Origin of the sequence: Anabaena sp. FACHB-595 (assembly GCF_048568275.1) — a bacterium.
Classification (GTDB): Bacteria; Cyanobacteriota; Cyanobacteriia; order Cyanobacteriales; family Nostocaceae; genus Trichormus.
Genome location: NZ_CP183473.1, coordinates 2,976,276 through 3,002,755 on the forward strand (window position 1 = coordinate 2,976,276; position 26,480 = coordinate 3,002,755).

General features: G+C 42.1%; 24 protein-coding genes. 16 read left to right on the forward strand and 8 right to left on the reverse strand.

Features of this window, described 5'->3' with window-relative positions; all coding sequences use genetic code 11:
- Window positions 1–498 precede the first annotated feature (498 nt).
- Window positions 499–2,616 carry a PAS domain-containing sensor histidine kinase gene (locus ACN222_RS12410; RefSeq protein WP_010996637.1) on the forward strand — a complete coding sequence of 706 codons (2,118 nt, stop codon included), beginning with the start codon at window positions 499–501 and terminating at the stop codon, window positions 2,614–2,616.
- Between the two features lie 278 nt (window positions 2,617–2,894).
- On the opposite strand, the gene ACN222_RS12415 is transcribed toward ACN222_RS12410, so the two are convergent.
- Window positions 2,895–3,047, reverse strand: coding sequence for a hypothetical protein (locus tag ACN222_RS12415; protein ID WP_044521395.1), 153 nt, complete (start codon window positions 3,045–3,047; stop codon window positions 2,895–2,897).
- A gap of 467 nt (window positions 3,048–3,514) precedes the next feature.
- Between ACN222_RS12415 and ACN222_RS12420 the strand changes: the two genes are divergently transcribed.
- From ACN222_RS12420 to ACN222_RS12440, 5 genes are all read left to right on the forward strand, one after another.
- Window positions 3,515–4,894: a nicotinate phosphoribosyltransferase gene (locus tag ACN222_RS12420; RefSeq protein WP_010996638.1), complete on the forward strand. Its 1,380-nt coding sequence runs from the start codon at window positions 3,515–3,517 to the stop codon at window positions 4,892–4,894.
- Window positions 4,895–4,906: 12 nt separating this feature from the next.
- The gene (locus tag ACN222_RS12425; protein WP_010996639.1) at window positions 4,907–5,509 is read left to right on the forward strand and encodes a nicotinate-nucleotide adenylyltransferase; all 603 of its coding nucleotides are present in this window, start codon (window positions 4,907–4,909) and stop codon (window positions 5,507–5,509) included.
- Window positions 5,470–6,216 carry an NUDIX hydrolase gene (locus ACN222_RS12430; RefSeq protein WP_010996640.1) on the forward strand — a complete coding sequence of 249 codons (747 nt, stop codon included), beginning with the start codon at window positions 5,470–5,472 and terminating at the stop codon, window positions 6,214–6,216. Before ACN222_RS12425 ends, ACN222_RS12430 begins: the two co-directional genes overlap by 40 nt.
- Window positions 6,217–6,292: 76 nt before the next feature.
- Window positions 6,293–7,993 (forward strand): NAD+ synthase, encoded by a 1,701-nt coding sequence (locus tag ACN222_RS12435; protein ID WP_010996641.1) that lies wholly within the window; start codon window positions 6,293–6,295, stop codon window positions 7,991–7,993.
- Window positions 7,994–8,050: 57 nt separating this feature from the next.
- The gene (locus ACN222_RS12440) at window positions 8,051–8,953 is read left to right on the forward strand and encodes an ABC transporter ATP-binding protein (protein WP_010996642.1); all 903 of its coding nucleotides are present in this window, start codon (window positions 8,051–8,053) and stop codon (window positions 8,951–8,953) included.
- A 7-nt stretch (window positions 8,954–8,960) separates the two neighbouring features.
- On the opposite strand, the gene ACN222_RS12445 is transcribed toward ACN222_RS12440, so the two are convergent.
- Window positions 8,961–9,635: a tetratricopeptide repeat protein gene (locus tag ACN222_RS12445; RefSeq protein WP_010996643.1), complete on the reverse strand. Its 675-nt coding sequence runs from the start codon at window positions 9,633–9,635 to the stop codon at window positions 8,961–8,963.
- 262 nt (window positions 9,636–9,897) lie between these two features.
- On the opposite strand from ACN222_RS12445, the gene ACN222_RS12450 reads away from it, so the two are divergent.
- Window positions 9,898–10,224 carry a YbjQ family protein gene (locus tag ACN222_RS12450; protein WP_010996644.1) on the forward strand — a complete coding sequence of 109 codons (327 nt, stop codon included), beginning with the start codon at window positions 9,898–9,900 and terminating at the stop codon, window positions 10,222–10,224.
- A gap of 359 nt (window positions 10,225–10,583) precedes the next feature.
- A complete protein-coding gene (locus tag ACN222_RS12455) occupies window positions 10,584–11,219 on the forward strand; it encodes a hypothetical protein (protein ID WP_010996645.1) in 636 nt (211 codons plus the stop codon).
- Window positions 11,220–11,407: 188 nt separating this feature from the next.
- On the opposite strand, the gene ACN222_RS12460 is transcribed toward ACN222_RS12455, so the two are convergent.
- A complete protein-coding gene (locus ACN222_RS12460) occupies window positions 11,408–11,668 on the reverse strand; it encodes a hypothetical protein (RefSeq protein ID WP_010996646.1) in 261 nt (86 codons plus the stop codon).
- A 107-nt stretch (window positions 11,669–11,775) separates the two neighbouring features.
- Window positions 11,776–12,459 (reverse strand): iron-sulfur cluster biosynthesis transcriptional regulator SufR, encoded by a 684-nt coding sequence (gene sufR / locus ACN222_RS12465; RefSeq protein WP_010996647.1) that lies wholly within the window; start codon window positions 12,457–12,459, stop codon window positions 11,776–11,778.
- 225 nt (window positions 12,460–12,684) lie between these two features.
- Between sufR and sufB the strand changes: the two genes are divergently transcribed.
- The 5 genes from sufB (at window position 12,685) to ACN222_RS12490 (ending at window position 18,135) form a co-directional block, all read left to right on the forward strand.
- Complete coding sequence (sufB, locus tag ACN222_RS12470) at window positions 12,685–14,124, forward strand: Fe-S cluster assembly protein SufB (RefSeq protein ID WP_010996648.1); 1,440 nt, start codon at window positions 12,685–12,687, stop codon at window positions 14,122–14,124.
- Window positions 14,125–14,206: 82 nt separating this feature from the next.
- Window positions 14,207–14,995, forward strand: coding sequence for a Fe-S cluster assembly ATPase SufC (gene sufC, locus ACN222_RS12475; protein ID WP_010996649.1), 789 nt, complete (start codon window positions 14,207–14,209; stop codon window positions 14,993–14,995).
- Entirely contained in the window at window positions 14,995–16,356 is a 1,362-nt protein-coding gene (sufD, locus tag ACN222_RS12480; protein ID WP_010996650.1) for a Fe-S cluster assembly protein SufD, read from the forward strand. The genes sufC and sufD overlap by 1 nt, the downstream gene beginning before the upstream one ends.
- A gap of 33 nt (window positions 16,357–16,389) precedes the next feature.
- The gene (locus tag ACN222_RS12485; RefSeq protein ID WP_010996651.1) at window positions 16,390–17,652 is read left to right on the forward strand and encodes a cysteine desulfurase; all 1,263 of its coding nucleotides are present in this window, start codon (window positions 16,390–16,392) and stop codon (window positions 17,650–17,652) included.
- 33 nt (window positions 17,653–17,685) lie between these two features.
- Window positions 17,686–18,135 carry a hypothetical protein gene (locus tag ACN222_RS12490; RefSeq protein WP_044521398.1) on the forward strand — a complete coding sequence of 150 codons (450 nt, stop codon included), beginning with the start codon at window positions 17,686–17,688 and terminating at the stop codon, window positions 18,133–18,135.
- Window positions 18,136–18,218: 83 nt separating this feature from the next.
- On the opposite strand, the gene wecB is transcribed toward ACN222_RS12490, so the two are convergent.
- Window positions 18,219–19,331 (reverse strand): non-hydrolyzing UDP-N-acetylglucosamine 2-epimerase, encoded by a 1,113-nt coding sequence (gene wecB / locus ACN222_RS12495; protein ID WP_010996653.1) that lies wholly within the window; start codon window positions 19,329–19,331, stop codon window positions 18,219–18,221.
- Between the two features lie 59 nt (window positions 19,332–19,390).
- Window positions 19,391–20,359, reverse strand: coding sequence for an N-acetyl-gamma-glutamyl-phosphate reductase (gene argC, locus ACN222_RS12500; protein WP_010996654.1), 969 nt, complete (start codon window positions 20,357–20,359; stop codon window positions 19,391–19,393).
- A 248-nt stretch (window positions 20,360–20,607) separates the two neighbouring features.
- Here argC and ACN222_RS12505 point away from each other — a divergent pair, with 248 nt between their 5' ends.
- Entirely contained in the window at window positions 20,608–20,793 is a 186-nt protein-coding gene (locus ACN222_RS12505; RefSeq protein WP_010996655.1) for a DDE transposase family protein, read from the forward strand.
- Between the two features lie 43 nt (window positions 20,794–20,836).
- On the opposite strand, the gene ctpC is transcribed toward ACN222_RS12505, so the two are convergent.
- Together ctpC and ispG are read right to left on the reverse strand one after the other, a co-directional pair.
- Entirely contained in the window at window positions 20,837–22,123 is a 1,287-nt protein-coding gene (gene ctpC, locus ACN222_RS12510) for a carboxyl-terminal processing protease CtpC (protein WP_010996656.1), read from the reverse strand.
- 201 nt (window positions 22,124–22,324) lie between these two features.
- Entirely contained in the window at window positions 22,325–23,551 is a 1,227-nt protein-coding gene (ispG, locus tag ACN222_RS12515; RefSeq protein ID WP_010996657.1) for a (E)-4-hydroxy-3-methylbut-2-enyl-diphosphate synthase, read from the reverse strand.
- A gap of 241 nt (window positions 23,552–23,792) precedes the next feature.
- Here ispG and ACN222_RS12520 point away from each other — a divergent pair, with 241 nt between their 5' ends.
- Window positions 23,793–25,841: a pectinesterase family protein gene (locus ACN222_RS12520; RefSeq protein WP_010996658.1), complete on the forward strand. Its 2,049-nt coding sequence runs from the start codon at window positions 23,793–23,795 to the stop codon at window positions 25,839–25,841.
- 61 nt (window positions 25,842–25,902) lie between these two features.
- Entirely contained in the window at window positions 25,903–26,382 is a 480-nt protein-coding gene (bcp, locus tag ACN222_RS12525; protein WP_010996659.1) for a thioredoxin-dependent thiol peroxidase, read from the forward strand.
- The last annotated feature ends 98 nt before the right edge of the window (window positions 26,383–26,480 follow it).

The following is a 26,480-nucleotide window of genomic DNA, read 5'->3' on the forward strand; positions in this document are numbered from 1 at the left end:
TAGTTGCTATCTGCTGGTTCACGTTCTGATCACCGTCGATTTATTGCAAAAAGTAATAAACACCCAAGATAAATGGGAATAATAAATTTGCGTAATTTGCTAGTTATCAGTTCAAGAGATGCTAAGTAGAACGACTTGAAAAAACCAACCTATGTTAAGTGATGTAAAAATACTAGGCTTCATTTCGTAGTAAGGACTTTACTCCTTTTCTGTTCGCGGAGCGTCTTGCAGAGAGAACTTTAGTTCTTACTACAAACATTTAATTATTTACACTGTTCTACTTAATAGACTTGTGCCGTTAGTATTCAACGACTCTGTTAAGAGCTAAAGCCTTTCTCTGCAAGACGCTGATGAGGATCTGGAGCGTCTCTCCCGCAGTTCAGAATGGTGATAGCTAATAAGTAACAGGAAAAGATGTATTTTCAATTGCCAATTAACCAGTCTTAAAAGCACATCTACATAACTCCAGATTAAACCTGACGACTTATTAAATAGCTTATGTATAATGAAACACTGAAGCAGCAAATAAATCTACTCCAGCAACAAAACGCTCAATTAAAGCAACAGTTGGCTGCAACTACCCAAGAATCTAGTGCAGTTATCGCCCGACTGGAACAGGAACTCAGTGAATCTAAAAACTTGTTGCTATTTTTTGATATTTCAGTGGATATACTCTGTATTGCTGACTTTAATGGCCATTTTCAGCGAGTGAATCAGGCTGGTGAAGATATTTTGGGTTATTCTCAAGCGGAGCTTTTATCTTTACCCTTCATGGAGCTAGTACATCCAGAAGATAGAGCCGCTACCTTGGCTGAAATGTCTAAGTTAAGTGAAGGAATTCGGGTTTTTCGGTTGGAAAATCGCTATCGCTGCAAAGATGGTTCCTATCGCTGGCTATCGTGGACTTTGGTTGGTCACGATAACTATATTTTGGCGATGGCTAGAGATGTGAGCGATAGTGTTGAGCTTCGCTCATGCAAACAAACTGAAGTCACGCTACGTCAACAAGAAGCCCAGTATCGGGGCATTTTTGAGACTGTGAATGATGGTATCGGCGTTATAGATTTGGATACTAGCAAGTTAGTTGCGGTGAATCCTGCTTTTTGTGAGATGCACGGCTATTCTCAATCTGAGTTTCTCAATCTCAACCCCACAGATTATATTCACGCCGAATCTTATGAGAAGTTTGGGGATTTTATCAAAACAGTGAAAGCTGGGCAGAAATATCATACCCAAGCTGTAGGTATTTGCAAAGACGGTACTAGCTTTGATATAGAAGTCACAGGAAAACTGCTTTACTACGATGGTAAGCCTCATGCCATTGCGGTAGTGAGGGATATTAGTGAGCGCGTAGAAGCAGAACGGGAACAAAAAAGATTACTGGCAATTTTGGAAGCAACCCCTGATATTGTTGGTATAGCTGATGCGTCTGGAATAAATTGCTACTTAAATCAAGCGGCACAGAATTTGCTGGGTATCCCCACAACTGAGAAATTTCCTATCGCTTCGGCGACGGGAGTGTCAATGTTAGAGAGATTTCAGACTGAAATTATACCTACAGTTATGGAACAGGGAATTTGGTCTGGAGAATCTTTAATGCGATCGCGCAACGGAGAAGAGTTCCCTGTTTCTCAAGTGATTATTGCCCATAAAAATGAACAAGGGGAAGTAGAATTTTTATCCACTATTGCCCGTGATATCCGCGATCGCCAACAAATTGAAGCCCGACTCAGACAACAAGCGCAAGATTTAGAAACAACTGTGCAAGAACTCCAACGCACTCAGACGCAGATGATTCAAGCAGAGAAAATGTCTAGCTTAGGACAGTTGGTTGCTGGTGTCGCCCACGAAATTAATAATCCTGTTAACTTTATCCACGGTAATCTCAATTATCTTGAGGAGCATACTCAAGACTTACTGCGAATTATTGAAGTTTATCAACAAAAAAATCCCAATTATGAACCTGGATTACAAGATTTGCATGAGGAAATTGACCTGGAATATATCCAACAAGATTTGCCAAAAATTTTAAACTCTATGAAGGTGGGTACTCAACGTATCCGCCAAATTGTGTTGTCGTTGCGTACTTTTTCTCGCATGGATGAAGCTGAATTTAAAGCTGTGGACATTCATGCAGGCATCGATAGTACTTTAATGATCTTACAACATCGCCTCAAAGAGCAACCAGAACGTCCAGCCGTTCAAGTGATTAAGGACTATGGGACTTTACCATCAGTAGAATGCTATGCGGGGCAGCTTAATCAAGTTTTTATGAATATTCTAGCAAACGCCATTGATGCTTTAGAGGACGGAATAGTTAAAGGAGAATGGGTAATGGGTAATGGGGAAATTCCCACAATTCGGATTTCTACTTCAGTTAGCGGTGCTAATTGGATTAGGATGGCGATCGCTGATAACGGTATGGGTATGTCAGAAAAAACTCAACAACAGATATTTAATCCGTTTTTTACTACCAAGCCTGTGGGCAAAGGAACAGGTATGGGGATGTCTATCAGTTACCAAATCATCACCGAAAAGCATGGCGGTAAACTGCAATGTAATTCCCACCCTGGGAAAGGTACAGAATTTATCATTGAAATTCCTATTCAACAATAAATAATACCAATTTTAAAAAAGAATGCGACAGATATACAGCCCCAAATGCTTGTCCTGTATTGATTATTAATTTTTAATTTTTAATTGGTATAACTTTTGAATAATACTGAAAAATCTTGCCTAATGATGATTAAGTGATTATACAAAAAAGCATGGAATAATTATCCCATACCTTTTTGCTAATCAAAATTTTATTTGTCATTTATTGATGAGTTCGTAGTAGCAGTATCTAGGAAGATGAGAACAGAAAATAACCATCAGCCTGTTCCCTGCTATATTTACCAAATCTCTGCTGTACGCTTTTTATAAGGATCACCTGTAAATGGTTGTACGCCTATAGTTGGATAAGCATCGTCATTAGGGCCAAAAATCCGCAAGAAGGCTTCAGAAACATACTGTACTACGCCAGCGATCATTTTGGTAATAGCCATAAAGTTGGACTCCTATTTGAGTCAATTTCTGGTGATTTATCTACTCTAATCCCAATAAGTTGATCTGAGTCTTACTCTCAACATATCGAGAACAAAAGTAATACTTTTTCGGATAGCTTTGCAATACTTTAAATTGTGGGAGAGTTGACAGTTTTCACTTAGATTTTAACCCAAAAATTCCCATCAGAAAAGGTGAAAAACCAAGGGGAAACGCGCTGATATTTTCTTTCTCTTCCTTGCTGCCAAAAGCGTTGAAAATTTTTGTGGGCGTTATGCAAACATAATTATCATCGGAATATTATCGAAATTAACTATTAATAAACATTAATTAATGGATATTTTAAACTTTACAAAAGGCTATAAAGCTTGTATTTGCTTGTGAATAAATTATTTCTTCTTAGGGGTTGACAATATTTATGGTAAATTCTACCATAATAAAAAGAGCATTCTTTTAAGGAAGCGCTTGCATGACAACTATCCCCATCTGGGATGTTCAGCAAACCCCAGAACTAAACATCTCTGCGGCTGATTACAGCCTACTTACCGATCTTTATCAGCTGACAATGGCTGCTTGTTATACAGGTGAAGGTGTAGAACAACGACGGGCTAGCTTTGAGTTATTTGTGCGGCGATCGCCAGAAGGTTTTGGCTACTTAATTGCGATGGGGTTGGCGCAAGCACTGGAATATTTAGAAAAGTTAAGATTTAGCCCGGAACAAATAGCCGCATTACAAGCCACAGGAATTTTTGCTCATGCAGGAGAAGGCTTTTGGTCATTGCTAGCCGAGGGGCGGTTTACTGGGGATGTGTGGGCAGTACCAGAAGGGACAGCCGTATTTGCTAACGAGCCACTGTTACGGGTGGAAGCACCATTATGGCAAGCACAGTTAGTAGAAACTTACTTATTAAATACACTCAATTACCAAACCTTAGTAGCCACAAGAGCAGCACGTCTCCGTGATATAGCTGGTGAGCAAGCAACACTTTTGGAATTTGGTACGAGACGAGCCTTTAGCCCCCAAGCGTCTTTATGGGCAGCACGGGCAGCTTTAGCGGGTGGTTTAGATGCCACCTCCAATGTGTTAGCAGCGCTACAACTGGGACAACAGCCAAGTGGTACGATGGCTCACGCCTTGGTTATGGCGTTGTCGGCGATGGAAGGCAGTGAAGAACAAGCCTTTAGTGCGTTTCATCGCTATTTTCCCGGCGCGCCTTTGTTAATTGATACTTATGATACTATCGCGGCTGCCCAACACTTAGCAGAAAAAGTGAATACCGGAAAAATGGAATTATCTGGTGTCAGGTTAGATTCTGGTGACTTAGTTAGCTTATCAAAACAAGTGCGATCGCTCCTGCCAGATGTATCGATTTTTGCTAGTGGTGACTTAGATGAATGGGAAATTGCCAAACTCCAAGCAGCCGGTGCAGAAATCGACGGCTACGGACTAGGAACCAAGCTAGTTACAGGTTCCCCCGTGAATGGAGTTTATAAACTCGTAGAAATTGATGACATCCCAGTGATGAAAAAGTCCAGTGGTAAAACAACATACCCAGGGCGTAAGCAGATTTTTCGTTCCTTTGGGGATGGTCAGGTTCAAGCAGACAGATTGGGGTTAATCACAGATACACCCTTAATTACAGAAAAACCTTTGTTGGAATTGGTAGTCAAAGAAGGTCAACGCCTACAACCACGAGAAACTCTGTCCGCAATTCGCCAACGCACAGCCGCCTCTGTCGCCAGTTTACCCGAACAAACAAGACGTTTAGATAATCCCGTTCCCGTACCCATACAAATTTCCACCGCATTGCAAGATTTGACAGAAGTTACATTGCAACGTCTCAACTAACGACAACTGACAATGAAAAAAATTGCTTTATTTGGTACTAGTGCAGACCCACCAACAGCAGGACATCAGATTATTTTACGCTGGTTGTCTGAGCGTTATGATTGGGTGGCGGTTTGGGCGGCGGATAACCCGTTTAAATCTCATCAAACACTATTAGAGCATCGGGCGGCAATGCTGCGGCTGTTGATTGCGGATATAGAAGCGCCTCGGCAGAATATAGCTTTAGAACAGGATTTGAGTAGCTTTAGAACTCTGGAAACATTGGAGAAGGCGAAATTACGTTGGGGTGCAAATACAGAGTTTACTTTGATCATTGGTTCAGATTTACTGAGTCAGTTACCCCGTTGGTATCGAGTTGAAGAATTATTACAGCAGGTGCAACTGTTGATTGTGCCACGACCAGGATATGCCATAGATGGGACTAGTCTAGAAGCTGTGCAACAACTGGGCGGTAAAATTGCGATCGCCTCTTTTACAGGTCTAGATGTTTCCTCAACAGCATATCGTGAACGTGGAGAAACTGAAGCTCTCACCCCCCCTATAGTCGAATACATTCATCAACAGCATTTGTACAAATGCCCGGACGCAACCAAAAAAAGTTTTCAACTTCGTTAAATCAACAACCTTTAGCCGATTTTAAGGTTGGTGTTGATAATGTAATTTTTTCTGTAGATACTGAAAAAAATCGGCTGTTAGTTCTGTTAGTAATGCGACAGCAAGAACCATTTTTAAATTATTGGAGTCTTCCTGGTACTTTGGTGCGAGAAGGAGAGTCTTTAGAAGACGCTGCTTATCGCATTATGGCAGAGAAAATTAGAGTCAAAAATCTCTATTTGGAACAGCTATATACATTTGGCGGCCCCAATCGTGACCCAAGGGAAGCAACTGGCAGTTATGGTGTACGTTACCTATCCGTTAGTTATTTTGCTCTCGTCAGATTTGAGGAAGCAGAATTAATTGCTGATGGCGTGACTGGTATTGCTTGGTATCCAGTCAAGCAAGTGCCAAAATTATCTTTTGACCATAATGAAATTTTGGCTTATGGACATCGCCGCTTACGCAATAAATTAGAGTACAGTCCAGTTGCATTTGAAGTCTTACCGGAAATGTTTACTTTGAATGATTTATATCAGTTGTACACAACAGTTTTAGGCGAAAATTTCTCTGATTATTCCAACTTTCGAGCGCGTTTATTGAAGTTGGGATTTTTATCTGATACCGGAATCAAAGTATCACGAGGTGCAGGTCGTCCTGCGAGTTTATATAAGTTTGATGCTGAAGCCTTTTCCCCTTTCAAGGACAAACCTTTGGTATTTATCTAATTGGTAATTATTGCCTAAATTATTGTAGAGAGGTTGCAATGCAACCTCTCTACCAAAAACCTATTAATTAAAAACAATGAAAATAGCGATCGCTCAAATTAATCCTATTATTGGTGATTTAACTGGTAATGCCCAAAAAATTCTGGAAATAGCACAGCAGGCAATAAAAAAAGGCGCAAGATTGTTGCTAACTCCAGAACTATCTTTGTGTGGCTATCCCCCACGGGATTTATTATTAAATCCCAGTTTTGTAGAGGCCATGAGTGTTACTTTACAGCAATTAGCTAGAGATTTGCCTGTAAATTTAGCTGTGTTAGTAGGGACAGTTGAACCAAATCATCAAGCCCATACTACTGGGGGAAAACCTTTATTTAATAGCACAGCTTTATTAGAAAATGGCAAAGTCAAACAAATGTTTCATAAGCGACTATTGCCTACCTATGATGTATTTGATGAGCATCGTTATTTTGAAGCTGGACAACAAGCGAATTATTTTGCCTTAGATAATATTAATATTGGTGTGACAATTTGCGAAGATTTATGGAATGATGAGGAGTTTTGGGGCAAACGCAGTTACACAGCTAATCCCATTTCCGACTTAGCAATTTTAGGTGTAGATTTAATCGTTAATTTATCGGCTTCGCCCTACAGTTTGGGTAAGCAAAGCTTTAGAGAAGCAATGCTCAGACATAGTGCATTGAGGTTTCAACAACCCGTAATTTACACTAACCAAGTCGGCGGTAACGATGATTTAATTTTTGATGGTCGGAGTTTTGCCTTAAATCGTCAAGGCGAAGTGATGTGTCGGGCTAAGGGTTTTGCATCTGATTTAATTACAGTAGATTTTGATGAATCACAACGAGATTTACAACTAAATTCTGTTGCTCCTGTTTATGAATCAGAAGATGAGGAAATTTGGCACGCTTTAGTTTTGGGTGTGCGAGATTATGCTCAAAAATGCCGTTTTTCTCAAGTCGTGCTTGGTTTAAGCGGTGGGATTGATTCTGCACTGGTGGCGACAATTGCCACTGCGGCCTTAGGTAAGGAAAATGTCTTTGGTGTTTTAATGCCATCTCCTTACAGTTCGGAACATTCTATTAGCGACGCTTTAGCATTAGCCGACAACTTGGGAATTAAGACCCAAATCTTACCCATAGGGGAGTTAATGCAGAGCTTTGACCAGAGTTTAGTAGAGTTATTTGCCGGCACAGAATTTGGTTTAGCTGAGGAGAACATCCAGTCACGGATTCGCGGTAACTTATTAATGGCGATCGCTAATAAATTTGGCTACCTGTTATTATCCACCGGTAATAAGTCGGAAATGGCAGTCGGTTACTGCACCCTCTACGGCGACATGAACGGCGGTTTAGCAGTCATCGCCGACGTTCCCAAAACCCGCGTTTACTCCCTTTGTAACTGGCTAAATTCCCACCAATCCCCAATCATCCCCGAAAACATCCTTACTAAAGCACCAAGCGCCGAACTCAAACCCGGTCAAGTTGACCAAGATTCCCTACCCCCATACGAAATTTTGGACGACATATTACAGCGCTTCATTCACAACCATCAATCCGTAGGGGAAATTGTCGCCGCAGGTCATGAACCTGTAGTGGTAGACAGAGTTATCCAGATGGTTGCACGAGCTGAATTTAAGCGCCGCCAAGCACCCCCAGGACTAAAAATCACCGACCGCGCTTTTGGCACTGGTTGGCGAATGCCAATTGCTAGCAACTGGAATGCGATTAAAAACAATTACCGCCTAAGTTACACATTCTGAAAGCCTGATTCAATGAATGGTAGTGTAGATGAGAAAATGGTGTAACCAATTTACTCAATGATGGCTGCTGTTCTTCTCGAAAACGTCTATAAATTTTATAACAACACCCCTGTAGTTAATGACTTGTCATTCAACATTGAGGCTGGAGAAATATTTGCACTTCTCGGCCCTAACGGTGCAGGAAAATCTACCACTATTCGGATGCTGACTACACTAACAAAACCATCCCAAGGAAAGATGGAGGTAGCTGGCTATGATGTAGTACGCCAACCTATGCTAGCCAAGCAGAGTATTGGCGTTGTCTTGCAGCAAACTAGTGTAGATGGCGATTTAAGTGTGTGGGAAAATATGGAACTACATGGGAGGCTACATCACATCCCTAACCCACAACGACAACGACTAATTAATCAATGGCTGGATTATGTTGAATTAGCAGACAGGCGGGAAAGCTTGGTAAAAACTCTGTCTGGAGGGATGAAACGAAGACTGCAAATAGCTAGAGCTTTATTGCATCAACCACAAATCTTGTTTTTGGATGAACCGACGGTAGGGCTAGACCCCCAAACTCGTCGTCGGTTGTGGGAAATTATTGGGGATTTAAATAAACAAGGTATGACGATGTTATTAACAACTCATTACATGGATGAGGTGGAATTTTTATGTGATGCTTTTGGCTCTGCTAAACCAGGACGCATAGGTATTATGGATGGCGGTAAGTTAATTTCTTTGGGGACTTTACAGCAATTGCGTTCTGCTCACGGCGAAGGCCTAGTCATGAAACAGTTGAGGGTGACCACAACCAGCAATGATAGTTCACGAGGTTGGGAATATCTATTTTTTCCTTCATTAGAAGAGGCAAATATTTATCTAAATCAACAGCCAGATAAAACAGGAATGATGGTTCGTCCCTCTAATTTAGAGGATATTTTTGTTGAGTTAACAGGAAGGCAACTAAATTAATTGAGCTTTATAACTGCTGCAACATCGCCTCTACTCTAGCTACACCATCTGCATCGTTCCGCCTTTGGTATAAGTCGCGGGCTTTTTGCAGTAGGTTACTTGCTTGTTTAGTTTGCCGTCGTTGTTTATACATCGCTGCCATAAACTCGTAAGTCTGGGCATTGTTTCTATCAAGCTTAATTGCTTGCTCAAATGCCCAATTAGCTGACCGGAAATCTCCCAACCGAGATTGAGTGATACCTAAACCCACATAAGCGCTAACATTGTTGCGGTTCAATTGGATGGCACGGCGGTAAGCTTCTTTTGCACCAGGTGTATCGCCCATGTTGCCTTTGATATAACCTACTGCATAGAAAAAATCACTATTATTTGGGTTGATAGCGATCGCCCTACGGTATGCTGCTAGTGCAGCCTGAAAATTTCCCTGTTTTGCGTGTAAATACCCAATTCCCGAATGAATTCTGGCGTTTCTCGGTTCCATTCTGGCAGCTTGTTGATAAACTGCGATCGCCCCATTATAATCCCCTGCATCCACTAACCTCTTACCATCCTCTAACAATCGCTTTAACTCTGCATTGTTAGCTTGCACAACCAAAACCTGCGCTTGGGCTATTGAAGGGATAGTCGCAGCGCCACCACCCAACAACAACACACTCAACACGAATGATATGTGTTTGTACACAGTAATTTTCCCTAAGTTATAGTGAACTTTTTTCTTGTTTATTAAAACAAAAAATTTGCATTTTGAAAACTGTATTTATCCCTTTTCACAAAATATTAATAATACGTAAATTCTCTCAAAGGTTTCCATACAAAAAACCCAGAGTTTCTACTGAGTTAATTAACCATGACGACATAAATATTTAGTGTCAATCTTCCGATTGAGTATCAGCTTGATAAACTAGGAGCTAAGTTCCCTCATCAGCAATTTCTCAGGAAAACTTATGATTGTCACAACAACAGATGTAATTCAAGGTGCAGTAATTGATTCATATTTAGGTATTGTTACCGCAGAAATTGTCTATGGTAGCAATTTTCTCCGAGATTTTCTAGCTGGTATCCGTGATGTTATCGGTGGACGGACTGGCAGCTATGAACGTTTATTTGAGCAGGGACAACGTAAAGCCATAGAAGAATTAGAACTCCGGGCGCAACGTTTAGGAGCCAACGCTGTCATCGGTATTGAAATAGACACCGGAACAATTAATGTAGACCAGTCAGGTGTTTTATTATTGATTACTGCAACAGGTACAGCAGTGAGAGTACGTTAGGGCGGCTGAATACTCCATTTACATACACTGCGGTTATAGTTTCTTATTTATTAAGGATGGGTAATTGTTTAATATTATTACCCATTATTCAATATCAAAATATTTTAGATTACTAAATACAATGGTAATCTTACTAAGTTTATCTAACTACAATCTATATAAAAAATAGACATTTTTATTTCAATAAAAATAAATAGACTTATATAAATATAATCTATTTATTATTACTCAAGACAGAGCAAATAACTCTTTCTACTGATAGATATTAAAATCTGCAATTAGCCATTTAATTTTAACGTAAGCATAAAAATTAAGAAAAATTTTGCTGAAGTTAAAGTAGTCAGGAGAAATAAAGACTTATGTCATACGTCAATAGAGTAGGCGACGATGTTATTCAACCTGAACCTACGGTGGTGGGAAGAGTAGGTGATTACCATGACCGTGTGCGTTGGGGCCCGATAATTTCTGGTGTATTAGTTGCTTTAGCTACTCAACTAATCTTGAGCGCTTTATTTGGTGCAATTGGTGCTGGTACAGTTTCCGGCTCAGGCGCACCTAGAACAATTGCGCCTAATGTTGCAGGCAATGTAGGACTTTGGTCAACTATTGCTTTGTTGATTTCTCTGTTTACTGGTGGTTGGGTAACAGCACGGGCCTGTGGTCCAATGAACCGAAATACAGCACTACTTAACGGCGCAATTCTTTGGGCGACCACTTTAGCACTTAGCTCATGGTTATTAGCCAGTGGAGTATCGGGTGCTTTCGGTGTTGCAGCTTCTAACGCAGGAGAAGTCATCAACCAAGTGCAACAACCAGGTGCTGCAATACCACAAAATGTACCTAACGTTACAGCCGAACAAGCTCGTGATATTGCGGCCGCAACTTCTAGAGGTTTGTGGTGGTTTGTATTTGGTTCTTTATTAGGTTTAGTTGCTTCCATGATAGGTGCAGCCGCAGGAGTTCGCAATCCTCGCTCTAACAATTACAACGCTTAATGCCAGCTTAATATATCCTGTACAGTTAAGGTACGGAAAAAAGATTAACCGCAGATAAATATTAATCTTCGTAGGGACGCACTCTTGTACGTCCCTATCTGTATCACTCCTTTAATGGGTAACTGCGATAATTATTATGCTTCAATAAACTAGAATCATTCAGTTATTTTTTTGAAAAAATTAGAGCTTTACCACTTCAAATATGAAGATTCTATACCTTGCTCTCTTCTAATTTTGCTGTCTTTCTCAAACCAAGAAATAACTTGTTGTGTTGTCAAATCTTCTATAGATACACCATACTCTTGGGCAATATGCTGTAATAGTTTTAGTGAGGAAATGGTCAATCTTGTTAAAAACTTTTCCGGGGATGATAAAAGAGCCGCATCAACTTTTGCTGATTCTTCTAAAGTAAGAAATTGGGTTGATGGTTGTTGAGATGGTAAATCCATAAAATTGTTTAAGAAGTCAGTCTTGGGTAATTATATAGCGACTAATTGGTAAACGCTTTTACCAATCGGCTATGATTCATGACCTAAACTGAGATGAGAAAACCAATTTATATATGAGATGTTGGTTTGTGGGCTTGGACTAGATAGCCGCAACGATGTTCGCCGTTAATCAGCCAGTGGGTACGCTCAACTGTACAATCTGGGAGAACGGCCGCGAACATTTCTAGTTCATGACCGCAAACGCTGGGGAATGACTCAGCAACGTTGGAAATTGCACAGTTATGTTCGATAAAGATAAATCTTTCTTTCTGTGTTGATTCAGAGGAATCTACAGGGTGATATTCGGCCATGAAACCTTCATTTTTTCGCAATTCGACTAAGTTCGCTACCCGTTCTTGTAGAGAACCTTTACCTACACGATCGCGGTATTCTTGGGCTTTACGTTCCCATTGTTTCTGTAAAATAGTCTTGAATTGGTCGTGTCCGACGGTTTCGGCTAGGGTATCTAATAAGGATACGGCAAAATCGCCGTGGCGATCGCTCACATTTTTGTGCAGGCGTTCTCTTCCTTGGCGACTTAATTGATAAACGTGTTGAGGTCGTCCCATACCTGCTTGCATTGTATTGGAATATACTACTAACTCCTCCGTCTCCAAATCTTTGAGATGACGACGAATTGCTTGGGGACTGACATCTAAAACATTAGCTAGGTCAAGGGCTGTTGCCTGTGAGTGTTTCAAGAGATACTCTAAAATCTCTTGTTTAGTTGAGGCTTGCTGAGTAGTCGCCATCTTTTTCTAAAAATTTTTTGAGAAAATTTGACTTTGACAACATTGTTGTTGTTAATCTAGCGTAAAATGGAGATACATTAAACAACATCGATGTTGTTTTACTCTCCACCCCCATTCTAACAGCCGTGTCACCACTCAGTAATATGAGATGAGATTCGGCTAGAACAAAGCCCGTCTCCCATCCTTATCAAGAGATTCAGTACCGAACACGAGAGAACACTACCAATGAGTGCCACTGTTAAAACCTTAGTCAACCAACCTTACAAGTACGGCTTTGTCACTGATATTGAAGCCGACACTATCCCCCGTGGACTCGATGAAGATGTTGTCCGCTTGATTTCTACCAAGAAGAACGAACCGGAGTTCATGCTGGAATTTCGCCTCAGAGCGTTCCGCCAGTGGCAAAAAATGACGGAACCAACTTGGCCAAGTGTCAAGTATCCGCCCATAGACTATCAGAATATCATCTATTACTCAGCGCCGAAACAAAAGAAGGCTAAACTCAACAGCTTGGACGAAGTTGACCCCACCCTCATAGAAACCTTCGAGAAGCTGGGTATTCCCCTATCTGAACAAAAGCGTCTGGCAAATGTCGCCGTAGATGCGATTTTTGATAGCGTTTCTGTCGCCACAACATTTAAAGAGAAGCTCGCCAAAGATGGCGTTATTTTCTGCTCAATTTCCGAAGCTTTACAAGAACATCCAGAACTCATCAAGAAATACCTGGGTAGCGTTGTTCCCATTGCTGATAATTACTTTGCAGCCCTCAACGCAGCAGTATTTAGCGATGGTTCTTTTGTCTATATTCCTAAAGGCGTAAAATGCCCAATGGAACTGTCTACCTACTTCCGCATCAACTCCGGTGATACGGGACAGTTTGAGCGGACTTTGATTGTCGCTGAAGAAGGTAGCTATGTTTCTTACCTCGAAGGTTGCACCGCACCTATGTACGACAGCAACCAACTCCACGCGGCTGTGGTGGAACTTGTGGCTTTAGATAACGCCGAGATTAAATATTCCACAGTGCAGAACTGGTATGCTGGCGATGCTAACGGTAAAGGCGGGATTTATAACTTCGTTACCAAGCGCGGTTTGTGTCAAGGTGTAAATTCTAAGATTTCTTGGACACAGGTGGAAACTGGTTCAGCAATTACTTGGAAGTATCCTAGTTGCGTATTGGTTGGTGATAACTCCGTTGGTGAATTTTACTCGGTGGCGCTGACAAATAATATGCAGCAAGCCGATACCGGGACAAAGATGATTCATATCGGGAAGAACACCCGTAGCACAATTATTTCTAAAGGAATCTCTGCCGGTCAATCTAGTAATAGTTACCGGGGTTTGGTGAAAATCAACCCGACAGCTAAAGGCGCACGGAACTATTCTCAGTGTGACTCTATGTTAATTGGCGATAATGCCCACGCTAATACTTTCCCTTATATTCAAGTGCAGAATAATACGGGGAAGGTGGAGCATGAAGCTTCTACTTCCAAAATTGGGGAAGATCAGCTATTTTTCTTTGCTCAACGCGGTATTTCTTCGGAGGACGCTATTTCTATGATGATTAGCGGTTTCTGTAAGGATGTGTTTAATCAGCTACCGATGGAGTTTGCGGTGGAGGCTGATAAGTTGTTGAGTCTGAAGTTGGAAGGTAGTGTGGGTTAGGGTTTTTAACGCAGAGGGGCGCTGAGGTTGGCGCTGAGGTACGCGGAGAAGAGAAGAGAAGAGAAGAGAGAAGAGAGAGAAGATGATTATTGAAAATAGTGAAGTTGTTTTGTCGGTAAGGGGTTTGACGGCTGAGGTTGATGGTACGCCAATTCTCAAGGGTGTGAATCTTGAGGTGCGTTCTGGTGAAGTTCATGCAATTATGGGGCCGAATGGTTCTGGTAAGAGTACTTTGTCTAAGGTGTTGGCGGGACATCCTGCTTATACGGTGACTGGTGGTGAGGTAGTTTTTCAGGGACAGAATTTGCTGGAGTTGGAACCGGAGGAACGGGCGCGGACTGGTGTGTTTTTGGCGTTCCAATATCCTTTGGAAATCCCTGGGGTGAGTAATTTGGATTTCTTGCGGGTGGCTTATAATTCTCGTCGCAAAGCCCAAGGGTTGGAGGAAATTGATACCTTTGATTTTGATGATTTGATTGAGGAAAGGCTGGAAGTGGTAAAGATGAATCCGGCTTTCCTGAATCGGAGTGTGAATGAAGGGTTTTCTGGTGGTGAGAAGAAGCGCAATGAGATTCTGCAAATGGCGCTACTGGAACCGAAGTTGGCAATTTTGGATGAGACTGATTCTGGTTTAGATATTGATGCACTGAAAATTGTGGCTCATGGTGTGAATCAACTCGCTAGTCCGGAAAATGCGACGATTTTGATTACTCACTATCAACGGTTGCTTGATTATATTGTGCCGGATTTTGTTCATGTGATGGCACGGGGGCAGATAATTACTAGTGGTGGTAAGGAATTGGCACTAGAGTTAGAGTCTCGTGGTTATGACTGGCTGCTAGAAGATGCTGCTGTTGAGGTGGGTGTGTAATGACGATGCAAGTTTCTCCTAGTGCAATTGCTAACTCAGATGCGGTGAGTTTGACATCGAGTTTGTTGGATAGAGATAGTTATTTGGTTAGTTTGTTGAATCAGGTAACTGTACCAGCGACAGAGGGATGGTTACAGGAATTACGTGGAAGTGCGGCGAATTGGGTGCGTCATTCAACTATTCCTACTACCCGTGAGGAAGAATGGCGGTTTACTGATTTGTCAGCTTTGCGACGGGTGGAATTTCAGCAAGGGGAAGTAAAGCCAGCTGATATCTCGGCGCTGAGTTTGTCAGAAGCCGCAAATAACCGGTTGGTATTTGTCAACGGTGTTTATGCGCCTGATTTATCAGCAGTTGCAGATTTACCTCCCGGTATAGTTGTAGATAATCTATCTGCGTTACCCATCACCGAGCAGGAACGTGTACAAAAATATTTAGCACAATCGGAAGGTGCGTTAGAAGTATTCACCGCTTTGAATACGGCTGGTATCTCTGATGTGGCTGTGGTGTTGGTGGCGAAGAATGTGATTGTGGAAACACCAATACATCTGGTATTTATTGCTGTGGCTGGTGAGACGGCGACAATTTCCCAACCCCGGTGTTTAGTGGTGGCGGAAAGTGGTTCTCAGGTGAGTGTAATTGAGGAGTTTGTTACCCCAAATGTAGACGAGGGGGTTTACCTAACCAACGCAGTTACGGAAATTACGATCGCCGACAATGCCCAAGTGGTTCACACTAGAGTTGAGAATGAAAGTAAGCAGGCTTTCCATATCGGGAAAACTGCGGTAACCCAGGCGCGTTACAGTCGCTATACTTGTCACGCCGTAACTTTGGGTGGGAAAATATCACGCCATAATTTAGAGATTTTGCAGACTGGTGAACAAACCGAAACTACTCTCAACGGTTTGACAATGGTAGCCACTAACCAATTAGCTGATACTCATAGTGCGATCGCACTCAATCATCCTTATGGTACAAGTAAGCAATTACATAAATGTATTGTAGGCGATCGCGCTCACGCCGTCTTCAACGGTAAAGTTTTCGTTCCCAAACCCGCACAGCTAACCGATGCAGCCCAGTTAAACCGCAACTTGCTGTTATCATCAAAAGCTAGAGTTGACACCAAACCCCAACTAGAAATTACCGCCGACAACGTAAAATGCGCCCACGGCGCAACCGTCAGCCAGTTGGAAGATGATGAAATATTCTACCTGCAAAGCCGGGGAATAGATGCTAACGACGCACGCAAGTTATTAGTAAACGCTTTCGCCGCCGAAATCATCAACCAAATTCCCGTACCTTCCTTGCGAGACAAATTACTAAACACTGTCACTAGTTTTAAATCTCTAACTAATGACTAATGACTATGAGTATTGACTATTGACTAATTCCCCATGACTTATACACCTACCAAAACCCTTGCAGATAAAGTCCGCGCCGACTTCCCCATATTGCATCAGGAAGTCAACGGTAAAACTTTAGTTTACCTAGATAACGCGGCGACATCGCAAAAACCCTTGTTCGTCTTAAATGCACTCAGGGATTATTACGAGCAATATAACTCCAACGTCCACCGGGGAGCGCATACCCTCAGCGCCAAAGCCACCGACGCTTACGAAGGCGCACGGGATAAAGTTGCTAAATTTATTAATGCAGCCTCCCGTAAAGAAATTGTTTACACCCGCAACGCCAGCGAAGCGATTAACCTCGTAGCCTATAGCTGGGGAATGAACAATTTACAAGCTGGTGATGAAATTATTCTGTCGGTGATGGAACACCACAGTAATATAGTTCCCTGGCAATTTGTAGCTCAAAAAACGGGTGCAGTTCTCAAGTTCGTGGAACTAACACCAGAACAAACCTTGGATATGGAACAGTTTAAACAACTGATTTGTGAAAAAACAAAACTGGTTTCCATCGTCCATGTTTCTAACACATTGGGTTGTATAAATCCAGTGGCAGAGATTGCGGAAATTACTCACAGATACGGCGCGAAATTCTTAGTTGATGCTTGTCAAAGTGTTCCCCATATACCAGTTGATGTCCAGCAAATAGACTGTGACTGGTTGGTAGCATCTGGGCATAAAATGTGCGCTCCCACAGGCATCGGATTCTTATATGGTAAGTTGGCATTATTAGAAGCCATGCCCCCATTTTTTGGTGGTGGTGAGATGATTGCTGAGGTATATTTAGACCATTCTACTTATGCCGAATTACCCCATAAATTTGAAGCGGGTACACCTGCAATTGGGGAAGCGATCGCACTCGGTGCAGCGATAGATTATCTTACTAATATCGGTATGGAGCAAATCCACGCCTATGAAGCCGAATTAACAGCTTATTTGTACCAACAATTAGAGCAAATTCCCCAAATTACCCTCTACGGCCCCAAACCCGATGCTAATGGAGAAGGTAGAGCCGCTTTAGCGACATTTACCACCACAGGAGTCCACGCTAACGACTTATCTACATTATTAGATCAAGAAGGTGTAGCCATCCGTTCTGGACACCACTGTACCCAACCATTACACCGCCACTTGGGTTTAGCCGCAACCGCACGCGCCAGCTTATCTTTCTACAACACCCGCGAGGACATTGATGTATTCATCAAAGCACTCAAGGAAACCATTGACTTTTTTGCTGGTATCTTTGGTTAATTGAGGGTGGGCAATGCCCACCTTTTGATTTTTATGAAAAAATCAACTTTAACTTTGCTATGCTTGCTTTGGGTTTTGATTCCTCATGTGGCGATCGCAGGAGGGTCTAGTTGGGAATATCAAGTTGTTAAGTTCAAGAAAACATCCCCGACATCAGCAGAATTTTCCCTACGTCCCACAAGGCGAGAACAAAACCATCCTAGAAAAGAGTGCAAAGAGATTGTAGTACGCGCTCGATATCGTCCTGAAGCATTTTGGCGACGGACGTGGAGTAGATTTGTTTCTAGAAGAACGCAAAACCAAGCTCTTCGCTTACTTGCAGAATCATTTCAAAAGAAAAAACCAACCAGATTTGGTGAGATAGGTACTGGTTTGAAGAAAGTAAATGGTAAAGCTTGTGTTTTTGAAAGTAGGGGACTTGATGTGCGTCAAGAACATCCGAGTAAACAAAATGCCGTATATTCCTATCACGAATCCATTTAGCCTCATTTAGTCTATCCCTAATCTACGTAATTCTTCGGAGTCGGGTAGATCCTCGGCGGAGGGTAAGGGCGATCGCCACTACCTCATCTAGTGAAGTAATTCTGCACAATTTCTAAGATGCGTTCGGCTGCATGACCATCACCAAAGGGATTAATTGCATTAGCCATCGCATCATAAGCTACTGGATTACTCAATAACTCACTGGCAGCAGAGGTAATAGTTTTGCTGTCAGTACCCACAAGTTTAGCTGTACCCGCCGTGACTGCTTCCGGTCTTTCTGTCGTTTCCCTGAGAACCAGAACTGGTTTACCCAGACTAGGCGCTTCTTCTTGCAAACCACCAGAATCAGTCAATAAAAAGTGCGATCGCCCGATTGCTCCTACCAATTCGGCATAATCAAGGGGTTCTGTTAAAAATACCCGTGGATGATTCCCTAGTAATGCTTGCAATGGTTCGCGGACTGTGGGATTGCGGTGTAAGGGTAAGAGCAAGGCGGTATCAGGAAACTTATCTAATATCTGCAAAAATCCTTGAGCGATCGCCTGTAGTGGCTCACCCCAATTTTCCCGCCGATGGACTGTAGCTAATAGCACACGATACTCATCCCAGTTTAAACCAGCTACATCGCAAGCTGGTGCATTGGCGGCTACATATAATAAAGCATCGATTACAGTATTACCAGTTAAGTGAATTTCCCCTAAAACACCAGAACGCTGCAAGTTTTCCACAGCCAAAGTCGTTGGTGCAAAGTGCAACTGGGTAATTTGGGAAATCAACCGCCGATTAGCTTCTTCTGGGTAAGGATTAAATAATTCATCTGTTCTCAACCCAGCTTCCACATGACCTACAGGAATTTTTTGGTAAAAGGCTGCTAAACTTGCCGCAAAAGCTGTTGTCGTATCTCCTTGTACCAACACCAAATCTGGCTTATTTTGAATAAATAAACCTTCCAAACCGCGTAAACTACGACAAGTAATATCACTTAGAGACTGTTGAGGCTGCATAATCTCTAGGTCATAATCCGCCTTGAGGTTGAACAGCTGCATCACTTGTTCCACCATCTCACGATGCTGTCCAGTTAAAATCACTTGCAGCTCAAAGTCTGGAGATTTTTGGAAGACCTGAATTACCGGAGCTAGTTTAATGGCTTCGGGGCGTGTCCCTAAGATAATGCAAACTCGTTTTTTATTAGTCATTGGTCATTAGTCAGTAGTCATTAGTTATTAGTCATTAGTTAATCTGATAACTAATAACGTCATAATCCTAACTCTTCTGGAAGACCTAGCATAATATTTAGGTTTTGGACTGCTGCTCCTGATGCACCCTTGCCCAAATTATCTAGTCGAGCCACTAACAGTGCTTCTTTCGTATTATCGTTACCGAAGACGAAAACCTGAACAATATTAGTACCGTTAACTGCCGTTGCGTCTAAAAATGTGCCGTCACGTAACAGGCTAGGGTCTTTAAATGGGGCTACCTGCACAAACTTTTCCCCTTGGTAGTATTGGGCGATCGCTTGATGAATCTCTTCACCCGATGGCGGATTGTCCAAAGTCCACAGAGGTAAGGGTATTTGCACCAACATTCCCTGCTCGAAGTCACCCACCGCAGGGATAAACAATGGTGGTGATGCTAACCCAGAATGCTGGTGCATCTCTTTAACGTGTTTATGACCGAACTGTAAACCATAGATACCGAAGGGATAATCTGAAGTTGCGCCTTTCTGCTGCTCGTGGAAGCTATCATACTTTTGGATCAGGCTCTTACCACCCCCAGAGTAGCCAGACACCGCATTAATTGTTATGGGAAAGCTACTGGGAAGAATACCTTGAGCTATTAACGGACGTACACAAGCTAAAAACCCTGTAGGATAACACCCCGGATTGCTCACAAACTGAGCATTGGCGATTTTCTCTCGCTGTCCTGGGTTCATTTCCGGAAAACCATATACCCAACCTTGAGCCGTGCGATAAGCGGTGCTAGCATCGAGAATCTTCACCTGACTACTGTTAACTAAACTAACAGCTTCCCGCGCTGCATCATCAGGTAAACAAAGAATGGCTACATCGACGGAATTGAGCAATTTTGCTCGCTCATCCGCATCTTTGCGCTTCGATGCTGCAATACTAACTAGCTCAATATCATCTCGCTCGTTGAGGCGTGAGTAAATCTGTAAGCCTGTAGTTCCCGCTTCCCCATCAATAAAAATTTTCGGTTTATTCATAATGGCTTCAGCATTTGTATACTGAATTTTACCTTAGGGAACACCAAAAAATAAATTATCCGAAATCGATGGTTTGGTAGTTGGGTAGGTTGCGTCAGCATGAATAATTTCTGCCTATAGTTAGGGTATATCACACTGACGCACCCTACATTTGGGATATTTTTTAGGGCAATAGGACAAAAATGATAGAGTGCTTAATGCTAATCCCAGACAATTTTCCCAATAAAAAATAAAATTTTTATTCACAGATGGAAAACACACAAGCTTGGTATATTATCAAGCACAACACTGGTAACTGTGACATTATCCCCGGTGAAAAACTTGGGGAGAGTAATTCAGAGTTTATTGAACAATGGGGGCCTTTTGATTCAAGAGAAGATGCGATCGCCCGTCGCATTGGATTAATTAGGGCTGGCAAGTGCCAACCACAGTAATTTTAGGGAGCGTGGGGAAATTTCTTCCCCATTCCTAACTTCATCACTTCTTTTCTGCCGTTGGCGTACCTTTGGCAGCAATCTGTTTACCTAAGATTTCCAATGCTTTAGCAAATTGCAAATCATCCACTGTGCCGAGTTTTTCGCGCTCACGTAGCCATAAATCTTGGCGTTGGGCATCGGTTAATTCTACTTTCACATCTGGATCAATGCCATGCTTGTTAATATCCCTGTCATTGGGAGTGAGGTATTTGGCGATTGTAACTGCCAATCCTGAGCCATCATCTAGAGGACGGACTGATTGCACTAAGCCCTTACCAAAAGTTTGAGTACCTACAATAACAGCACGCTTATTATCTTGCAATGCGCCGGAGAGAATTTCACTAGCACTGGCTGAACCTTTATCCACCAAAATTACTAAAGGTTTGTTTGTCAAAGCGCGTCCGTTCGCCACTTCTCTTTCCCGTTCTCCCTGACGGTCAACAGTAGAGACAATTGTGCCTTTATCCATCCACATCCGGGCAATTTCTACACTGGAAAAGAGCAAACCACCCGGATTACCACGTAAATCTAGAATATAACCAGCTACTTGTTGTTTTTCTAGATTTTTGATGGCTTCCTGCATCTCTTTACTGGCATTAGCACTGAACTGGTTCAGGCGAATGTAGCCCACTTTGCCAACAGCAGTTGGTTTTTGAGAATAGCGCACCGGATGAATTTCAATCCGCGCCCTTACGATTTTAAATTGTTTTTCTTGATTGTTGCGCTGAATTGTCAAGGTTACTTGTGAGCCGGCTGTACCTCGGATCAAATTTACGGCTTGATTAGTATCCATCCCCTTGGTGCTTTTGCCGTCAATTTTGAGGATGACATCTTTAGCTAGAATCCCAGCTTTAAAAGCTGGGGTGTCTTCAATTGGTGCAATCACTACTAATTGCTTCGTTTTTTCATCCTGACTGATGGTGATGCCAATCCCTGTAAGTTCCCCAGAGGTATCCACCTGCATATTCTTGAATTCCTGAGGGTCCATAAACCGGGTGTATGGATCATTCAGGCGTTTGAGCATTTCCCGTATGGACTTATAAGCTTCCTGCTGGTTACTGTAGGACTTGTTTAAGTATTCCTTACGAACAGCCTGCCAATCAACTTGGTTAAAAGTGCCGTCTACGTATTGACGCTGAACGATTTGCCATACTTCATCTACCAATTCCTTGGGACTTGCTTTAAATAAAGCCTGACCGCGCGAGTGGATGCCAAGGCTAGTAACTGCGATCGTGGAGAGTGTCACTGCCGTAGCACCCAAAACAAGCCTACTTTTTGTAATCACCATAATGACAGCTGCGTCAGAGGGAAAGATTTATAGTCAGTATGCTCAATCTAACACAGGGTAAAGTGTAACGACCGAGGATGTATTCCTAACTTCATCAAAATACTTTGTAATCCGGCGACCTAGCCGATTGTTGTTTACAGAAAGTTTATGAATCAATGTGGGAGTAGAGAGTTATTACTTCCCTCTGCTCCCCTGCTTCCTCTAAGGATCTACCCAACGACCATCAGCTTTAATTAAGTTAATTAGTTCCTCAACGCCTTTATCTTCTGGGACTTTTTTAATTTCTTCTCTGCCACGATATAAAGAAATGTAACCAGGAGTTTTACCTACATAACCGTAGTCAGCATCAGCCATCTCTCCTGGGCCATTGACAATGCAACCCATGACAGCAATGTCTAGTCCTGTGAGGTGTTTAGTAGATTCACGTACTTTATGTAATACTTCTTCTAAGTTAAATAAAGTACGTCCGCAGGAAGGACAGGCTACATATTCCACCATTGTTTTCCGCAAACCTAAAGCTTGCAGAATGCTGTAACAGACGGGAATTTCCTTTTCCGGTGCTTCTGTCAGGGAGACGCGAATAGTATCGCCGATACCATCAGCTAATAATGTGGCAATACCTGCTGTGGATTTAATCCGTCCATATTCACCATCACCAGCTTCGGTGACACCTAAATGTAAGGGGTAATCCATTCCTAAATCATCCATGCGTTTAGCCATGAGGCGATAGGCGGCTACCATCACGGGAACTCGTGAAGCTTTCATGGAAATGACTATGTTACGGAAGTCGAGAGATTCGCAGATGCGAATAAATTCTAAGGCAGATTCCACCATGCCTTCTGGAGTGTCGCCGTAAGTAAATAACATTCTCTCAGCGAGAGAACCGTGATTGACACCAATACGCATGGCTTTACCTTGGTCGCGCAGGGTAATTACCAAGGGTGCGAGAGTTTCGCGGATTTTTTCGCCAATTTCCTCAAATTCGGCTTGAGTATATTCAGTTCTATTGGTGTTGGGTTTTTCAAACACATACAAGCCGGGATTTATCCGGACTTTTTCTATATGTTTGGCAACTTCCAGGGCAATTTTCATTCCATTGTGATGTACGTCAGCAACAATTGGCACATCTTGATAAGTTTTAATGAGTTTTTGTTTAATTTCTGCCAACGCTACGGCGTGAGCTATGCTCGGCACTGTGACACGGACGATTTCACAGCCAATTTCGTGCAAACGCCGAATAGCGGCTACAGAACCATCGATATCAAGAGTGTCTTCGTTAATCATCGACTGCACCACCACAGGGTAGCCACCGCCGATGGTGACATTACCCACTTTCACAGGACGGGTTTTACGACGCTTGATTGTAGTATCAAAGGTGGCTTGGTTGGCTGTATTACTGGATGTTGTGGGTGTCGGCAGAGTTTGCATAACCTTAATTAGGTGGATTTGCTGTAGTTAAAATATCAGATTTAAAAGCCTATGTTTCTCAGATTGCCACAGTGGGAGCTTTTTTGAACCATGAAATGGAAAAAATCATGATCAAGAAAGGTAATTGACATTTTTATAATTCATTGTCCCACTTGAGATGAGATATTGCGATCGCCTAATTTATTACGAAGAATCCCGATCAGGTTAAACTATTCTGATAAAACTGTTACTTGCCGAAGCGATGAGCCTCTGCATAAACCCTCAATGCTCAAAACCACAAAACCCTGATAATGTCCTGTTTTGTCAGACTTGTGGCTCAGAATTACTCCTGGAAGGACGCTACCGAGTAGTTAGTGTTCTGGGAGGTGGTGGCTTTGGTAAAACTTTTGCAGTCAACGATACACGTACTCAAACAGCTAGAGTCCTCAAAGTCCTAATTAACAATCATCCCAAAGCGGTGGAGCTATTTCAACGAGAAGCCCAAGTTTTAGCTCTACTCAATTATCCTGGAATCCCGACAGTAGAAGCCAACGGTTATTTTGTCTATTTTCCGCGAAATATTCAAGAACCAATGCACTGTCTGATCATGGAAAAAATTGAGGGTTTAGATTTAGGTGAATATTTAAGACAAAGAGATTATCGACCCATTGACGAAAAGTTAGCCTTGCAATGGTTCAAAGAAGTCGTGACCATTCTCCATCAAGTCCATCAGCAAGGCTTGTTTCATCGAGATATTAAACCATCAAATATTATGTTGAGGGCTGATGGTCGTTTGGTGCTAATAGACTTTGGTACAGCGCGGTCAGTGACAGGAACTTACATAGCCAAGCAAGCGGTGGGACAGGTTACAGGCGTTATTTCCGCAGGTTACACACCTTCAGAACAAATTAACGGTCAAGCTGTACAGCAGTCAGATTTTTTCGCCTTGGGACGTACTTTCATTTATTTACTCACAGGAAAAGAACCATCTGACCCAACAATTTATAATTATTTAAAAGATGAATTACACTGGCGTGATGGGCTACTCTCCAGTGAAAGCAATAGTGTTCCGCCTACTGTAGGCTATGGCGTTCCACCCACCGTAGGCGATCGCACAAATATTCTGCCACAGTTTGCAGATTTACTTGATCAAATGATGGAGCGTTTACCCGGTCAACGCCCACAAAATACCCATATAATTTTGCAACGGTTAGCAGATATTGAAAAAAATTTGCACCCATCCTCACCGCCGCCACCAAAACCAAAAGGATGGACGAGACGACGGTTAATTACAGTAGTTGGCTTCAGTAGTCTAGGGTTAACTGGGGCTTTAGCTATATCTAGATTATTACCAAAGACGACTGTTATTGTGTCTCAAGAAGGCGGTGGCGACTATAAAACGATTGGTGCAGCGATGCAAAATGCTCAACCAGGGATGCGTATTTTGGTACGTCCTGGTCTCTACCAAGAAAGTTTAGTACTCGACAAAGCATTAAAAATTATTGGTGATGGGGCGAAGGCGGAAATTATCATCGAAAGTAAAGGTGCAAGTTGCCTTGTAGTGAAAACTGACCAAGCTGAAATCAGAGGTTTGACTTTCCGTAGTCGTGCGGGAACGGAAAATAAGCAATATTTTGCTGTAGATATATCTCAAGGACAGATAATTTTAGCAGACTGTGATATTACATCTGATTCATTGTCGGGAATTGGTATTCATGGTGCTACAGCTAACCCAGTCATTCAAAAATGCCAAATTCACGATGGTAAACAAAGTGGAATTTATCTGTATGAAAATAGTCGCGGAACAATCGAAGATTGTGATCTCTTTGGGAATACAACTACAGAAATCACAGTTGATGCAGCACAACCGATAATTCGTCGCTGCAAAATACGCCAAGATAAAGAAGGCGGTATTCTATTTCGTAATCAGGCTCAAGGAACTGTAGAAGATTGCGATATCTTCAACAATAATCTATCAGGCATAGAAATTAGGGATAGTAGCAACCCCATCATTCAAAAATGCCGAATCCACGATAACCAACAAGGTGATGGTATCTTAGTTCACCTCAACGGACGTGGGACAGTGGAAGATTGTAATATTTTTGGTAATGGTTTTTCTGGTGTAGAAATTAGAGACAGGGGAAATCCTGTAATTCGTAGATGTAATATCAATAAGAATAAATATTATGGTGTGTACGCGTACAAAAACAGTATGGGTACAGTGGAAAACTGTGATTTAACTGGTAATATTCGCAGTGCTATTAATGTCGATGAAACTTCTCAATTACAGCGTAGCGGCAATGTAGAGTAGGTAGAAACCTCAACAAATATCCTCAGTATTCCAAACAACACAGTATTACACCAGTATCATCATGAGCAACATTCCCCAAGCCGGACAGCCAGCACCAGATTTCTCAACTCCTGACCAGAACGGTAATTTAGTGAGTCTGAATGATTTTCAGGGTCAATGGGTTGTCATATATTTCTACCCCAAAGATGACACCCCTGGGTGTACCACAGAAGCCAAAGATTTCACAGGTTTACATCAGGAATTTAATCAATTAGGAGCAAAAATTTTAGGAGTCAGTCCCGACTCTGGTAAGGCACACTGCAAATTTATTGACAAACATAATTTATCGATTAACCTATTAAGTGACCCTGAACATCAACTCATAGAGGCCTATGGTGCTTGGCGGTTAAAGAAATTTATGGGCAAAGAATATATGGGTGTAGCGCGTTCAACTTTTCTGATATCAACTGATGGCATCATCGCCTATGCTTGGCCTAATGTCAAAACTAAAGGTCATGCTCAAGCAGTGTTAAATAAGTTACAAGAATTAATTAATAGTTAAATTAGGTTATGACAAATATCAGCGCAGTAAACAGTCATTGACTGATGCTGCGTTTTGTATATTTTTATAATAGATACTACATGACAAAATTTTTACAT